Consider the following 13,974-nt stretch of genomic DNA (forward strand, 5'->3'; position numbering starts at 1 on the left):
CTATCGCACGTCGGGGCGGCGGACCATGGGGAGGTCGGCAGGTGGTGCGGCTGAGGGCGGCACGGGCCGGGGAAGCGCGGGAACTCACCGCGCTCGTCCTGCGCTCCAAGGCCCACTGGGGGTACGACGCGCGGTTCCTGGCCGCCTGTGAACCGGAGTTGACGCTCCGGCCGGACGACGTGCCGGCCCGGCGGGTGGTGGTCGCCGAGGACGGGCGCGGCGCCGTGGTGGGGCTCGCCTCTCTGGAAGGCGAGGGGGTACGGGCCCGGCTCGGCCTGCTGTTCGTGGAGCCGGCGGCCATCGGCCTGGGCGTGGGGCGGCTGTTGTACCGGGACGTGCTGCGCCGGGCGGTCGCTCTGGGCGTGCGCAGGCTGCTGATCGACGCCGACCCGCACGCGGCCGGGTTCTACCGGGTGATGGGCGCGGTCGCCGCTTCGGGTGCCCCGGCGGGGCTGGTGCGGTTCGAGGTGGCTCCTGCCGCCCTCGCGGGGTGGGCGCGGGCGTGGACGGGCGGGGTCCGTGCGGTACACGTGGGCAACGTCGCCGAGTTCAACGCGCAGTTCGCCGACGCCTCCCTGGACCGGGAGCAGCTCGCCGCGCACCACTACGCCGCGCTGGCGGCGTTCTACAGCCCCGAACCGGCGGCCCTGGTGCTGCCGAGTCGGGTACCGGCGGGGTGGCCGGCGCTGGTGGGCCGGCAGTTGGGCTGGGCCGAGGTGGAGGTGTACGACGGCCTGGTGGGGGCGGGACCGGGTCTGTCGGAGGCCGTACGGGACCGGCCCGCGCTGGCCGAGCGGCTGACGGAGGCCGGACTGCCCCTCGTACCGTGGGGGCTGACGGAGCCCTTCGGGCGGCTCGCGGGCCGGCCGTGGCGGCAGGGCGAGCTGTACTACGAGTCGAAGTCGGCCGCGCACGCCCTGTTCGGCCGCGTCCTGGCGGAGGGCGGGCATCCCCGGATCAGGCTGCCCGCGCAGTGGCGGGCCCCGACCCGGCGGGCGGCGGCGCGGATCCTGGCCCGGCGGGCCGCGGCCGGAGCGGGCTCGGTGCTCAAGTCCGAGTACGGCGTGGGCGGTTCGGGGGTCACGGTGGTCACCCCCGAGCGGCTGCGGGCGGCCGGCGGGGCGCGGGCGTTGCTCCGGCGGCTGCCGCGCGGCCCGCTGCTCGTGGAGGAGTACGTGCCCGGTCCGGCGGCGGGCGAACCCGGCGGCGAGCTGCGGGACCTCACCTACGACGGGTTCGTGGACGGCGCGGGCCGCGTCCACCCGGTGGGCGCGGCGGTGATGGACGTGGCCGACGGCGGCTACCGGGGTGCGACGGTCGGGCCGGGGGTGGTGCCCGCCGAGGCCGAGGGTCCGCTGCTGGCCTTCGGGGCGGCCGTGGGGCGGGAGTTGGCGGCGGCCGGCTACCGCGGTTGGTTCGACGTGGACTTCGTCGCCGACGGGGCGGGCGGCCTGGCGCCGACCGAGACGAACCTGCGGCTGACCGGGCCGGCGATCGCCTTCATGGTGGCGGCCCGGCTGGACGCGCTGCGCGGCGCGGGACACCTGGTGCGGATCGCGGACCGGGTGGATCTGGGGGCTCGGCTGCCGGACGGGCAGCTCGACGAGCTGTGCGGTGAACTGGCAGGGGCCTGCGCGCGGCTCGGGGCGGTGTTCGTCCCGGCGATCCCGACCGCGGCCTTCGAGCCGGCGCCCTGGTTGGGCGTTCTGGTGGCCGCGCACAGCAGGGAGGTGCTGGACGCGGCCGAGGCACTGGTACGGGCCGGAGCGCTCGCGGTGGGGCGGCCGTTCACTGACGGGCGCCCGCCTCAGCCGTCGGCCCCGACTGCCGAGGCCGGTTTCCGGGTCAGGTAGAAGGCCACGACGGCGCCGGCGATCATCAGCGGGATGTTGAAGGCGTAGACGAGGGCGGCCTGGCGCGGCCAGTCGTGCTTGGCCGCGAGCCGGTAGAGGTTGTCCTGGGGCCACCAGGCGACGAGCAGGTAGCAGACAGCCAGGTGGGCGGCCCTGGTCAGGGCGCGGCCCCGGCCCTGGCGCCGCATTGGGGAGCCGCCGCCGAACAGGAAGACGACGCCGACGGCGAAGGCCAGCGCCTCGAAGACGTAGAGGACGGAGAAGAGCGCCGCCCAGGGGGCCGGCACCCCGGTGAGGTCGGTCGAACCGGGCCAGAACACGTCGGTGAGCGCCAGGCCGAGGAGGGTCAGCGGGATCACCGCGCAGCCGGTGGCGCAGCCGGGCGAGAGTGCCTCGCCGCCGGCCCCCGCGTACTTGCCCGAGCCGCGGGCGGTCCGCGCGTTGCTGTTCGGCAGGACCGGCAGCGGCAGGGCGGTGCGGTCCTCGCGGCCCGCCCGGTCACGGGGCAGGGCGCGCAGCGGGACAACGGTGTGCGGGAGGTGCTCGGGAGGGACCTGGTCCGCCAGGTGCGCGCGCAGCGCGGCGATGTCGGGCAGGTCGGTGCCCGGCCGGGGTCCGGGGGGTGGGGCGAGGTAGGCGACGAGTCCGCGGGACCCGGCCTGGGGCCGCTTGCCGGGGTCCTCGTCGTCCCGGACGTCGGCGACGAGCGCGGACCCGACGCCGTCGTGGCCCCGGATCAGGGACTCCAGGTGGTGGGGTTCGAGGTGCCGGCCCTCGACGGTGATCCGGTCGCGGAGGCGGCCGCGGAACTCCAACAGGCCGTCGGGGCGGAGCAGCCCGAGGTCTCCGGTGGCCATGGCGTCCCCGCCGTCGGCCGGGGTCAGCAGGATCTGCCCGTCGCGCAGCTCGGCGCGGCAGCCGGGGAAGGGGGTGCCGATCAGCGCGAGCCGTTCGGGGGCGGCGGGTGGCGCGGGCAGCCGCGACGGTTCGAACCAGGTGCCGATCCCGGCGCTCTCGGTGGTCCCGTAGAGGGCCAGCACGCGCGCGCCGGGCCGTAGGCGGGCGTGCAGGGCGGCGTGTTCGTCCAGGTAGAGGCGGTCTCCGGTGACGGTGACCAGGCGCAGCGACCGGACGGCCGCGCCGGGGCGCGGCGGTGTGCCGGGAGCGGGCGGGCGGTCGTCGAGGAGCAGCCGGACCGCCCCGGCCGGGTCGGCGTGCAGGACGGTGACCCCGTCGGCCTCGACCGCCGCGCGGAGGTCCTGCGCCGACCAGGGGGTCCGCCCGGCCAGGACCAGGGCGCCGCCCGTGGCCAGCGCGCGGGGCCAGCCGGCGGCGAAGGCGGTCACGTCGGGCCCGGCGGTGATCAGGTGCCGGTCGGCGGGGGCGGGCGCCGCGACCTCGGCCCAGCTCTCGCAGGCGGCGAGCAGCAGGGTGTGGCTGACGGGCACGGGGCGCGGTTCGTCCGCCCCGGTGAACAACAGTGCTGCGGTGGCCCGGTCGCGCGTCGCGGGCGCGGGCCGGTCGGCCGGCCGCTCCGCGATGGCGGCCGCGTCGGCGCCGAGCCGGATGAACCGCAGGCCCCGGCCGTCGTCGAGCCGGGGGTGGTGGGCGGCGTGCGTGAGGACGGCGTCGGGCCGGATCGAGGCCAGCTGGCGCCGGCCCGTGCGGGCGTCGGCGACGTCGATCAGCGTGTAGGCCGCGCCGGCCTTCAGTACGGCGAGGAGGGCGACGACGAGTTCCGGCTGCCGGGCGGTGGCCACGGCCACGAGGCCCTGGCCGCGCAGCCCGGCGGCGAGCAGGTGGTGGGCGAGCCGGTTGGCGCGGGCGTCGAGCTGCCCGTACGTGAGACTGTCCGGTCCGGCGATGAGCGCGCGGGCCCCGGGGGCGTCGTGCGCCCACTGTTCGAAACGCCGGAGGACACTGCCGAGGGCCTGCCGTCCTGAGCGGGTGGTCTCTGATCCCTGCGTCATGGACCGATGATGCCACCCGGCACGGACATCCAAGAGAGAGTGAACGTCCTTGCTGTGATGTGCAGTTGTGCCGCCGCGCAGGAAACCATTGCCCTCAAGTTCGCTTGAGGTCTTAACGTTCGGTGTATGAACATGGAAGTCACCGCCTGGACATCGCTGCACAGCGCCATGAACGCGCAGCAGGACCGCCGCCCGCTCTCCCGGGCGGGCCTGCGCCGGGTCGCCGGCTTCGCCCGCCCGCACCGACGGGGTCTGAGCGGCTTCGTACTCCTCAGCGTGGTGACCGCACTGCTGGCCGTGGCCACCCCGCTGCTCGCCAGCCGGGTCGTGGACACGATCGTCGCGGGCGGGAACAGCACCACCATCACCCGGCTCGCCCTGCTCATCGCGCTGATCGCGGTGGCGGAGGCCGGCCTCGGCCTGCTGACCCGCAAACTGTCCGCCACTCTCGGCGAGGGGCTGATCCTGGACCTGCGGACCGCGGTCTTCGACCACGTGCAGCGGATGCCGGTCGCCTTCTTCACCCGCACCCGCACCGGCGCCCTCGTCAGCCGGCTCAACAACGACGTGATCGGCGCCCAGCGGGCCTTCAGCAACACCCTGTCCGGGGTGGTCTCCAACATCGTCACCCTGCTGCTGACGCTCGCCGTGATGCTGAGCATCTCGTGGCAGATCACCCTGCTGGCGCTGGTCCTGCTGCCGGTGTTCGTACTGCCGGCGCGGCGGATGGGGGCCCGGATGGCCGCCATGCAGCGGGAGGCCTCGACGCTCAACGCCGCGATGGGCACACAGATGACGGAACGGTTCTCCGCGCCCGGCGCCACCCTGGTCAAGCTGTTCGGCCGGCCGTCGGAGGAGTCCGCCGAGTTCGCGGCGCGGGCGGCCCGGGTACGGGACATCGGCATCCGCACGGCGATGGCCCAGTCGGCGTTCATCACCGCCCTCACCCTGGTCTCCGCGCTCGCCCTCGCGCTGGTCTACGGCCTCGGCGGGTACTACGCCGTGCACGGGACCCTCGAAGCGGGCTCCGTCGTCGCCCTCGCCCTGCTGCTCACCCGCCTCTACTCGCCGCTGACCGCCCTGGCCGGGGCCCGCGTGGAGGTGATGAGCGCGATGGTGAGCTTCGAGCGGGTCTTCGAGATCCTCGACCTGGAGCCGCTGATCGCCGAGAAGCCCGACGCGCGCCGGGTCCCGGAGGGGCCGGTGACCGTGGAGTTCGACCGGGTCTCCTTCGGCTACCCCTCCCCCGACAAGGTCTCGCTCGCCTCGCTGGAGGAGGTCGCCACCCTCGACGCGCGGGGCGGTACCCGGGTGCTGCACGACGTCTCGTTCCGCGCCGAGCCCGGCCAGATGATCGCGCTGGTCGGTTCCTCGGGCGCGGGCAAGTCGACCATCGCGCAACTCCTCCCGCGCCTGTACGACGCCGACGAGGGCGCGGTCCGGCTCGGCGGGATCGACGTACGCGACCTCACCGCCGACTCGGTCCGCGCGACCCTCGGCATGGTCACCCAGGACGGCCACCTGTTCCACGAGTCGGTACGGGCCAACCTGCTGCTGGCCCGGCCCGGGGCGAGCGAGGAGGAACTCTGGGAGGCCCTGCGCCGCTCCCGCCTGGACGGGCTCGTCGCCTCGCTGCCGGACGGCCTGGACACCGTCGTCGGCGAGCGCGGCTACCGGCTGTCGGGCGGCGAGCGCCAGCGGCTGACGATCGCCCGGCTGCTGCTGGCACGCCAGCGGGTGGTGATCCTCGACGAGGCCACCGCCCACCTCGACTCCACCTCCGAGGCGGCCGTGCAGGAGGCCCTCGCGGAGGCGCTGGCGGGCCGCACGGCGGTGGTGATCGCGCACCGGCTGTCGACCGTGCAGGCGGCCGATCTGATCCTGGTGGTGGAGGAGGGCCGGATCGCGGAACGGGGGACGCATGCCGAGCTGCTGGCGGCGGGCGGCCGCTACGAAGAGCTGTACCGAACCCAGTTCGCCCCGGCCGAGACCGCCGGCCCCGCCCCGGACGGCGCGGTACCGGTTTCGGGCGGCTGACGCGGGGCTGTTGCCGACTGACGCGCTCGCCGCGCTCGCCGGCACCACCGGACGGGCCGCGCGCCGTCCCGGCGGGCCGCCGTCACGGCGGCGCGGGCCCGGGCCGCACCGTACCGGGGCACCCCGGGCCGGCCAGAACCGCCCGTCAGGTGGCCCCGGATGTTCGACTGCCACCGCCGAACGGCCACGTGGCGTGCCGCCGGACCGCCGACGCCGCCGCCACGGCGGCACCGGAGCGGGCTGCCGGACGGCGCGCCAACCGTAGCGAGGGACTCCGGGCGATCCGGAACCGGCGGAAACCACCCTCAGGTGACCGGGCCGGCGGCCACGGCCGGGACACGTACGGAGGTTCCCCGGGCGGCTCGACGGCACCGCCGAACGGCCGGGCGGCGCCGCCGGAGAACCGGCGCGGGCTGCCCGGACCGGCCAGAACCACCTTCAGGTGGCCCCGACCCGGAGCCGGTCGGGGTCCGGGGCGAGTCCGGCTCTGCCCAGTTCCACCTCAGCCGGGCCGCCCGGTCGGCAAGGGACCCCGGCTGCCGGGCCGGGCGGAGCGCCGTCGCGGTGGGCCCGGGCCTCGGGGCCCGGTGCCCGCCGGAGGGTGGCTTCGCGCCATTTCTGGCGCCCGCACCGGCAGTTCACCCGCCGGCCGTTCCCGAGGCCGGGCGGGCGGGGTGTACTGGGGCGCTCGCCCCGGCCACCTCCCGCCCACCGCAAGGAGTCCATGTGCGCAACGCCTCGCCCGGGAACGGGCCCCGGCGCCGGTTCCGCCGGGTCCTGACCACCGCCGGTCTGGGAGCCGCCTCCCTCGTGATGGCGCTCCCGACCGTGGCCACAGCCGCCGTCGTTCCACAACTCCCGCAGAACGCCGACGGCCTGGAGCAGACCTTCTCCCCCGCCTACGACTACGACCGGGACGGCTGCTACGCCACCGCCGCCATCAGCCCCGACGGCACCCTGAACCCGGGGCTGAAACCCGGCGGGGACGTCAACGGCCACTGCCGGGACTACGCGCAGCTCCAGAACTCCAACACGTACGCCCGCGAAAAGTGCAACAACGGCTGGTGCGCGGTCATGTACGCGAGCTACTTCGAGAAGGACCAGGCCACCCTCGGCCCGGCGGCCATCGGACACCGGCACGATTTCGAGCACGTGGTCGTCTGGGTCAAGGACAACCGGGTGGAGTACGTGTCGACCTCCCAGCACAGCGGCTGGAAGTGGTACCCCCGCTCCCAGGTCCGGTTCGACGGATCACACGCCAAGGCCGTCTACCACAAGGACGGCGCCTCGACGCACTTCTTCCGGCCGGCCAACGGGAACGACGAGCCTGCGGAGAACCACACGGGCAACTGGTTCTTCCCGCGCCTCGTCGGCTGGAACGGCTACCCGGCGGGCTTGCGCGACAAGCTCGTGAACGCCGACTTCGGCGCCGCCACCATCAAGATCTCCGACGCCCGCTTCAACGACGCCCTCAATGCCGCGAAGCCGCCCGTCCCCTTCGATCCCTACGGCTGACGGCGGCCGCCGCCCGGCACCAGCCACCACAGGAGCCAGGAACCGGTGCCGAGGAGGAGGCCGTTGGAGACGACCCCGACGAAGCCCCAGATGGGCCAGATGGCGGCGACGCCGAAGAACAGCCACATGTTCACCAGAACGAACAGCGGCCAACCGACGGCCGCCGGCCAGCGGGGCCGCAGGACGGCGTTCACCAGTGCGATCACCCCCGCGGTGACGGAGATGAGCACCTCCCGCTTGTAGCCGTGCCAGTCCCGCACCTCGTTCCACGGCAGTACGGTGCCGAGCCAGATCAGCGCGAAGCAGCACGCGGCGCGCAACAGCAGCGACACCGGGGCCTGCGGCGGCGTCGTGACCCTGGTGGCCGTGCCCTCGGCGGCGCCCTTGGCAGCCGTCATGCGGCCGCGCTCCGCGGGCGCGGCGGGCGCCGCCGCTCCGGCGCCGGCGGAGACGGCTTCCAGTGCGGCCAGCGCCTGGTCGGTGGTGGCCCGGCCGTCCGGGTCCTTCGTCAGGAGGGCGGCGAGTACGGGGGCCAGCGGGCCCGCGCGCTGGGGTACCGGCGGCTCCTTCGTGACGATGGCGACGCACAGGGCGGAGAACGTGCCGGCGGAGAACGGCGGCCGGCCCTCCAGCGCGCTGTACAGCGTGGCTCCCAGCGACCAGAGGTCGGTGGCGGGCGTCGGCGGTCTGCCCTCCAGCTGCTCCGGGGCCATGTAGGCGGGCGTGCCGATGAGGGTGCCGGTGTGGGTGAGCGTCATAGTGGCGTCCGCCATGTGGGCGATGCCGAAGTCCGTGATGACGACCCGGTCGTCCATCAGCAGCACGTTGTCCGGCTTGAGGTCGCGGTGGACGATGCCGGAGGCGTGCGCCCGGGAGAGCGCTTTGAGCATCAGCACGCCGATCTCGGCGACCCTGCGCACCGGTAAGCTGCCCGCCTGCGCCACGGCGGCGGCCAGCGAGGGGCCCGTCACGTACCCATGACGATGACCGGAGCGCCTTCGTGCTCGACCACGTCGTGCACGGTGATGATCCCCGGGTGGTTGAGCCGCGCCGCGGCCCGCGCCTCGCGCAGGACGCGCTGCAGCAGCACGGCACGCTGTTCCTCGCCGATGCCCGGCGGGAGCGTGACCTCCTTGACGGCGACCTCGCGCCCCAGCCGCTCGTCATGGCCCCGCCACACCCGGCCCATGCCGCCCCGGCCTATGGGCTCCAGGAGTTGGTACCGGCCGCCGATCAGTGCCCCGCCCACGTCTGCCACGCCGCCAGCCTAACGTCGCGGGCCGCCCGCGTCCGAGGACTTCCATCCCTGCCGGTGGAGCTCCTCGAAACCGTCCAGGAGGAGGTCCAGTGCGAACTCGAACTCGAACTGGTCGTCGCAGCCCTGGCCCACGACGGACCCCTGGTCGTGGGCCACCGCCCGGGCCAGCTCCGTGACATGGGGATACCGCTGCGCGGCCGCGGCGAACGCCTCGGGCGGCGGGCCGGGTTGCGGCGGCGGGTTTTCGAACAGCTCCTGGGTGAAGCCCAGCACCCGGCTGCCCAGGGCGTGCATCACGTGGTGGGTGAGGTCGACGGACAGGCCGCCGGCCCGGAACGTCCCGATCACCGAGTCCAGGTGGGCGAGTACGGCCGGCGTCGGGCTGGTCCGGGACTGGAGCACCCGGGACGCCCAGGCGTGTGCGCGCAGCGCGCCGCGCGCCGCGAGGATCCGCCGCCGGACCGCGTCCTTCCAGTCGGCCCCCGGGGGCTGGTGCCCGATCTCGCCGACGACGACGTCCACCATCCCGTCCAGGAGTTCTTCTTTGTTGGCGACGTGCTTGTACAGCGCCATCGGCACGACGCCCAGTTCCTGGGCGAGCCTGCGCATGCTCAGGCCGTCGATCCCGGCGTGGTCGGCCAGCGCGACGGCCGTGCGCAGCACCCGGTCCCGGTTCAGGGGGGACCGGCGTGCGGCCCCGGTCGGTTCGGCCATCCCGGTCAGCTCCCTTCGAAGACGGTGCCGGAGGCCCGGCTTGACGAGTGTACGCCGTACACCTACCGTGCATCCCAGGTGTACGCCGTACACCTCCAAGGAGGTCCGGATGAGCTCAACCAGGAGAACGGCCGCAGTGGCGGGCGTCTTGTTCCTCGTCACCGAGACAGCGGCGATCGGCGGGCTCACGCTCTACGGCCCCGCGCTGCACGGCGCTGCCTACGTCACAGGTTCCGGGGCCGACACCCGGGTGTTCCTCGGCGCGCTGTGCGAGTTCGTCCTCGCCCTCGCGGTCATCGGTACCGGCGTCGTCCTCTTCCCGGTCGTCAAACGGCACGGCGAAGGGGCCGCGCTGGGCTACGTCTGCGGGCGGCTGCTGGAGGCGGCCGTCATCGTCGTGGGCATCATCAGCGTGCTGTCGCTCGTCACGCTGCGCAGGGACTCGGCGGGAGCGGGCGCCGACGGTGCCGCATCGCTCGCCACGGCCGGCGACACCCTGATCGCCGTCCACGACTGGACGTTCCTCTTCGGCCCCAACTTCGTACTGGGGGCGAACACCCTGGTGCTGGCGTCGCTGATGTACGGTGCCCGGCTCGTGCCGCGCTTCATCGCCGTGCTCGGCCTGGTCGGCGGAACCATGATCTGCGCCTCGGCGGTCGCCGTGCTGTTCGGCCTCTACCCGCAGGTCTCGGCGGCGGGCTCGCTCGCGGCGCTCCCGGTCTTCGCGTGGGAGGTGACACTGGCCGTCCGGCTCATCGCCCGGGGCTTCGAGCCGGCGGCGGAGGCCGGGACCGTCGTTTGACGGGCCCGGCCCCGCTCGGGCGCCGGTCGGTCAGACGCGGTCGGCCGCGATCAGGACGTACTGGAAGGAGCCGTCCCGGTAGGAGTTGATGAACGCCTCTTCGATGCCGGTGACCAGGGAAGAGGTGGCGCGCAGCTCCCAGTAGGGCAGGGTCGCGGGGGTCAGGTCGATCACGGCCTGCGGAACGAGACGGTTGTCGGCCATGGCGCGCAGGTACTCGCGGCGGGAGTGGATGTTGCACTCGAAGTGGGCGTTGATCTGGGAGACCCACTTCGAGGGCTGGCCGTAACGCGGGTTCCAGCAGCCGGTGATGGTCACGTAGCGGCCGCCGACCGCGAGGACGCGGGAGTGCTCCGCGAAGAGGTCGTGCAGGTCGACGTACATGCTCGACTCGTTGTTCCACGAGGCGGCGGCGCGCCCGGTCTCGAAGGGCGTGCCGAGCATGTTGCAGACGCGGGCGTGGACGTGGTCGTCGATGCCGAGTTCGCGGGCGCGCCGGTTGGCGAACTCGGCCTGCTTGGCCGACAGGGTGACTCCCTCGACCTTGCAGCCGAAGCGCTGGTGGGCCATGACCATCGAGCCGCCGCGGCCGCAGCCGGCGTCCACGAGCGTGTCGTCGCGCCCGATCGGGCCGAGGTGGTCCAGCAGGAGTTCGGCCTGCGCCGACTCCAGCCGGTGGAGTTCGGCGACCAGCCTCTTCTCGTACCCGCTTTCGCCGGCGTCGCCCAGGGCGGCGTGGTCGACGTCGCCGATGCCGTAGTGGTGGTGGTAGAGGCCGTCGACGTCGCCGAGACGCAGGTTCACGGGCCTGGCTTCGACGTCCCAGTAGCGCGCGATGTCGCCCTGGTAGGGCGTCGCCGGGCCGGGGATGAACACGGAGGTGGTGGCCGCGGTGAGATCGGTGCTGGTCACAGTGGGGTCCGTCCTTACCAGAAGTCGGGCAGGCTGTAGCGGTAGGTGTTGGTCTGGTGCCAGTAGTGGTTGCCGTCGACCCAGGCGGCCACTCCGCCCAGGAAGCGCAGCACGCTCGGGACGGGGCAGGCGGCGGCCAGGGCGGCGGCTTCGGCTTCGAAGTCGTGCATGAGGTCGTTGTGGACCTCGACCGCCTTCAAGTAGCCCTCGCGGTCGGAGACGCCCTCGCGGTCGGCGATCACCACGGGCAGGTTCAGGTGCTTGCCGGGGCCGGCGAGTTCCTTGGTGTACGAGTACAGGTCGTTGACGAGGGTGGTGGCGTTGCCCGCGAGCGCGATGACCCGCTGCATGGCGGGCTGCGCGTGCAGGTCGGCCGGCAATTCGTAACCGCCGACGGTGTCGGTGATGGTGGGGCAGGGGCGGAAGTTGTTGAACTGGCGCATCGCCAGGTACTCCCACACCTCGGGGACGTGGTCGGTCTGGGCCCAGGCCGCCTCGGCGAGGTAGCCCAGGTGCAGCCGGGCCATGTCGTGCCGGAACCGGTCCGCCTGGGAGGCCGTGGACTGCTGGACGAAGTACTCCATGGCGGAGCGGTAGGCCCGCCGCGGGGCGTCCGCGTGGAGCGACTCCGCCCACTGCGGCTGGTACTCCTCCGTCGTGTGCAGGGGGTCGAGGGCGGTGTGCGCCAGCAGGAGGCGGCCGCCGAGGCCGATGGGCGAGCCTCCGTGGTCCTCGCAGTAGCAGTCGTCCAGCGCGTTCTCCGCGACCATCAGCCGGGTGGCGACCATCAGGTGGTCGACGGTCGGGGCGTCGGGATGGCAGGCGACCATGTAGCGCCCGACGGAAAAGCCGTCGAACTGGTCCTCCCAGTCCTCGGGGTAGAGCTCGACCTCGTCCAGGGCCCAGGCCTTGATCCTCCGGCTGACCTCCGCCACCCGCGCGGGGTCGGGTTCCGGCACCGGGTGGTGGTAGAGGCCCGGGACCGGACGGCCCTGTGCCGCCGGCCCGGGTGCCTCGGGAGCCGGCGGCGGCACGCGCCGGGCCGGGTACAGGCTCGCCGTGCCCAGACCGCTGGGGCCGCGCAGGATCCGCTCCAGGGCGGGGCTCCGCTCCACGGCTACGGCAGCGCCCTCCGGCACCGGCACGTCTGCGGGCACCTCCACGGGGAGGGCGCCCCCGGCGGAGGCGGGGGCCGGGACGGCGGACGGCGCGTGCCCGGCATCGGGGCCCGGGGCGTTGGCCAGGGCGCCCAGGAGGAGATCGGCTCCAAAGCGGGCGGCTGCGGCGGGCAGGCTCGATTGCAGGGGGGAAGGCCCGGGATCGGGCATCCGTGGCTCCTTGGTGGTGTGGGCGGGCTGTCCCGGATCCCGGGTACGCTCGGCCGGCCCGGGAAGGTACGGGCTGTCGTGACGGTCGGGGCTCGCCGGCTTCGGGCGGGTCCGCTACGCGCGCCGGTGGGCGATCTGGACGTTCTCCAGCACGCCGAGCGCATCGGGCACCAGGACGGCGGCGGAGTAGTAGGCGGTGACCAGGTAGGAGATGATCGACCTCTCGTCGATGCCCATGAAGCGCACCGACAGCCCCGGCTCGTACTCCTCCGCCAGACCGGTCTGACGCAGGCCGATGACGCCCTGGTTGTCCTCGCCGGTGCGCATGGCGAGGATCGAGCTGGTGTTCTCCTTGCTGATCGGGATCTTGTTGCAGGGCAGGATCGGGACCCCGCGCCAGGCCGGGACCTGCTGCCCGCCGACGTCGACGTGGTCCGGATAGAGGCCGCGGGCGTTGAGCTCGCGCCCGATCGCCGCGATCGTCCGGGGGTGGGCGAGGAAGAGCTTGGTGCCGCGGCGGCGGCACAGCAGATCGTCCAGGTCGTCGGGGGTGGGCGGGCCGGAGTGCGGCTGGATCCGCTGCTTGAAGGCCGCGTTGTGGAGCAGACCGAACTCCCGGTTGTTGACCAGCTCGTGTTCCTGGCGCTCGCGCAGCGCCTCAATGGTGAGCCTGAGCTGCTCCTCGGTCTGGTTCATCGGTTCGTTGTAGAGGTCGGCGACCCTCGTGTGGATCCGCAGCACGGTCTGCGCGATGGAGAGTTCGTACTCGCGGGGTTCGAGTTCGTAGTCCACGAAGGTGCCGGGCAGCTCCGGCTCACCCGTGTGGCCGGCCGACATCGCGATCTCGGCCTCGCCGTGCCGGTTCTGCCGCCGGCGGGGCAGCGAGCCGTACCGCCGGACGTGCTCCCGCAGGTGCGGCGCCGAGGACAGCACGGCGGCGAAGTCGGTGCGGGACAGGGTGAGCAGGGTGCCGCCGGTCTCGGCGGTGGCGGTGCAGTCCCACCGGGCCTCGCCGTCCAGCAGGGCGTTCTCACCGAACCGGTCGCCGTCGGCGAGCACGGCGAGCACGTCCTCGTCGCCGTACTTGCCGACGGAGGTCTGCCTGATCCGGCCGTGTGCGATCAGGTGGATCTGCTCGGCGGGGTCACCGCGCTCGGCCAGCACCTCGCCCGCCCGGAAGTCGCGCTGGACGCACCGCCCGGCGATCGCGGTCAGTACCTCGACGTCGTCGAAGCCGCGCAGCATGGCCAGTTCGCCGAGCTCCCGGGGGATCACCCGGACGCGGGCGCCGTCCTGGACGAACTCGATGCGCCCGTCCCCGACGGCGTAGCTCAGCCTGCGGTTCACCCGGTAGGCGCCGCCCTTGGCCTCCACCCAGGGGAGCATCCGCAGCAGCCAGCGGGAGGTGATCTCCTGCATCTGCGGGGCGGACTTGGTCGTGGTGGCGAGGTTGCGGGCGGCCGCCGTGCCCAGGCTGGACCGCGGAACGGGCTCCAGCTGCGCTTCCGGGCTGGTGTCAACGGTCATCGGGCGGGCTCTCCTTCGCAAGGGCGGTGATCGGCGTACCCGCGCGTTCGCCGGTGAA

Annotated in this window: 10 protein-coding genes and 1 pseudogene; 4 read left to right on the forward strand and 7 right to left on the reverse strand. The window is 73.8% G+C overall.

What is annotated here, in order from left to right:
* The first annotated feature begins 41 nt into the window (after positions 1–41).
* Positions 42–1,853: a GNAT family N-acetyltransferase gene (locus ACWGH1_RS16610; RefSeq protein ID WP_453353825.1), complete on the forward strand. Its 1,812-nt coding sequence runs from the start codon at positions 42–44 to the stop codon at positions 1,851–1,853.
* Here ACWGH1_RS16610 and ACWGH1_RS16615 read toward each other — a convergent pair.
* Entirely contained in the window at positions 1,808–3,823 is a 2,016-nt protein-coding gene (locus ACWGH1_RS16615; protein ID WP_453408758.1) for an AMP-binding protein, read from the reverse strand. The two genes, ACWGH1_RS16610 and ACWGH1_RS16615, sit on opposite strands and share 46 nt — an antisense overlap.
* A 126-nt stretch (positions 3,824–3,949) precedes the next feature.
* On the opposite strand from ACWGH1_RS16615, the gene ACWGH1_RS16620 reads away from it, so the two are divergent.
* Positions 3,950–5,860 (forward strand): ABC transporter ATP-binding protein, encoded by a 1,911-nt coding sequence (locus tag ACWGH1_RS16620; RefSeq protein WP_453408759.1) that lies wholly within the window; start codon positions 3,950–3,952, stop codon positions 5,858–5,860.
* A gap of 813 nt (positions 5,861–6,673) precedes the next feature.
* A complete protein-coding gene (locus tag ACWGH1_RS16625) occupies positions 6,674–7,375 on the forward strand; it encodes an NPP1 family protein (protein WP_453357742.1) in 702 nt (233 codons plus the stop codon).
* Here the strand turns inward: ACWGH1_RS16625 and ACWGH1_RS16630 are convergent.
* From ACWGH1_RS16630 to ACWGH1_RS16640, 3 genes and pseudogenes are all read right to left on the reverse strand, one after another.
* Positions 7,366–8,367, reverse strand: a pseudogene (locus ACWGH1_RS16630) (serine/threonine-protein kinase); the annotation flags it as partial. The gene ACWGH1_RS16625 and the pseudogene ACWGH1_RS16630 sit on opposite strands and share 10 nt — an antisense overlap.
* Positions 8,343–8,633, reverse strand: coding sequence for a protein kinase domain-containing protein (locus ACWGH1_RS16635; RefSeq protein WP_453408760.1), 291 nt, complete (start codon positions 8,631–8,633; stop codon positions 8,343–8,345). The pseudogene ACWGH1_RS16630 and the gene ACWGH1_RS16635, both read right to left, overlap by 25 nt.
* A 9-nt stretch (positions 8,634–8,642) precedes the next feature.
* Positions 8,643–9,347, reverse strand: a complete 705-nt coding sequence (locus ACWGH1_RS16640; RefSeq protein WP_453357331.1) for a TetR/AcrR family transcriptional regulator — start codon at positions 9,345–9,347, stop codon at positions 8,643–8,645.
* A gap of 109 nt (positions 9,348–9,456) precedes the next feature.
* Here ACWGH1_RS16640 and ACWGH1_RS16645 point away from each other — a divergent pair, with 109 nt between their 5' ends.
* Positions 9,457–10,149 (forward strand): DUF4386 domain-containing protein, encoded by a 693-nt coding sequence (locus ACWGH1_RS16645; RefSeq protein ID WP_453408761.1) that lies wholly within the window; start codon positions 9,457–9,459, stop codon positions 10,147–10,149.
* Positions 10,150–10,179: 30 nt separating this feature from the next.
* Here the strand turns inward: ACWGH1_RS16645 and ACWGH1_RS16650 are convergent, their stop codons facing one another.
* The 3 genes from ACWGH1_RS16650 to ACWGH1_RS16660 form a co-directional block, all read right to left on the reverse strand.
* The gene (locus ACWGH1_RS16650; protein ID WP_453356045.1) at positions 10,180–11,061 is read right to left on the reverse strand and encodes a geranyl diphosphate 2-C-methyltransferase; all 882 of its coding nucleotides are present in this window, start codon (positions 11,059–11,061) and stop codon (positions 10,180–10,182) included.
* A gap of 14 nt (positions 11,062–11,075) precedes the next feature.
* Entirely contained in the window at positions 11,076–12,389 is a 1,314-nt protein-coding gene (locus ACWGH1_RS16655; protein WP_453356046.1) for a family 2 encapsulin nanocompartment cargo protein terpene cyclase, read from the reverse strand.
* Positions 12,390–12,503: 114 nt separating this feature from the next.
* Complete coding sequence (locus ACWGH1_RS16660) at positions 12,504–13,916, reverse strand: family 2B encapsulin nanocompartment shell protein (RefSeq protein WP_453356047.1); 1,413 nt, start codon at positions 13,914–13,916, stop codon at positions 12,504–12,506.
* Between the last annotated feature and the right edge of the window lie 58 nt (positions 13,917–13,974).

The sequence above is a fragment of the Streptomyces sp. NPDC054883 genome (assembly GCF_053610645.1).

Bases quoted from the DNA above. Each gene is read 5' to 3' on its own strand.
- ACWGH1_RS16615 (WP_453408758.1), bottom strand. From the start codon at position 3,823: ATGACGCAGGGATCAGAGACCACCCGCTCAGGACGGCAGGCCCTCGGC.
- ACWGH1_RS16620 (WP_453408759.1), top strand. From the start codon at position 3,950: ATGAACATGGAAGTCACCGCCTGGACATCGCTGCACAGCGCCATGAAC.
- ACWGH1_RS16625 (WP_453357742.1), top strand. From the start codon at position 6,674: ATGGCGCTCCCGACCGTGGCCACAGCCGCCGTCGTTCCACAACTCCCG.
- ACWGH1_RS16640 (WP_453357331.1), bottom strand. From the start codon at position 9,347: ATGGCCGAACCGACCGGGGCCGCACGCCGGTCCCCCCTGAACCGGGAC.
- ACWGH1_RS16645 (WP_453408761.1), top strand. From the start codon at position 9,457: ATGAGCTCAACCAGGAGAACGGCCGCAGTGGCGGGCGTCTTGTTCCTC.
- ACWGH1_RS16655 (WP_453356046.1), bottom strand. From the start codon at position 12,389: ATGCCCGATCCCGGGCCTTCCCCCCTGCAATCGAGCCTGCCCGCCGCA.
- ACWGH1_RS16660 (WP_453356047.1), bottom strand. From the start codon at position 13,916: ATGACCGTTGACACCAGCCCGGAAGCGCAGCTGGAGCCCGTTCCGCGG.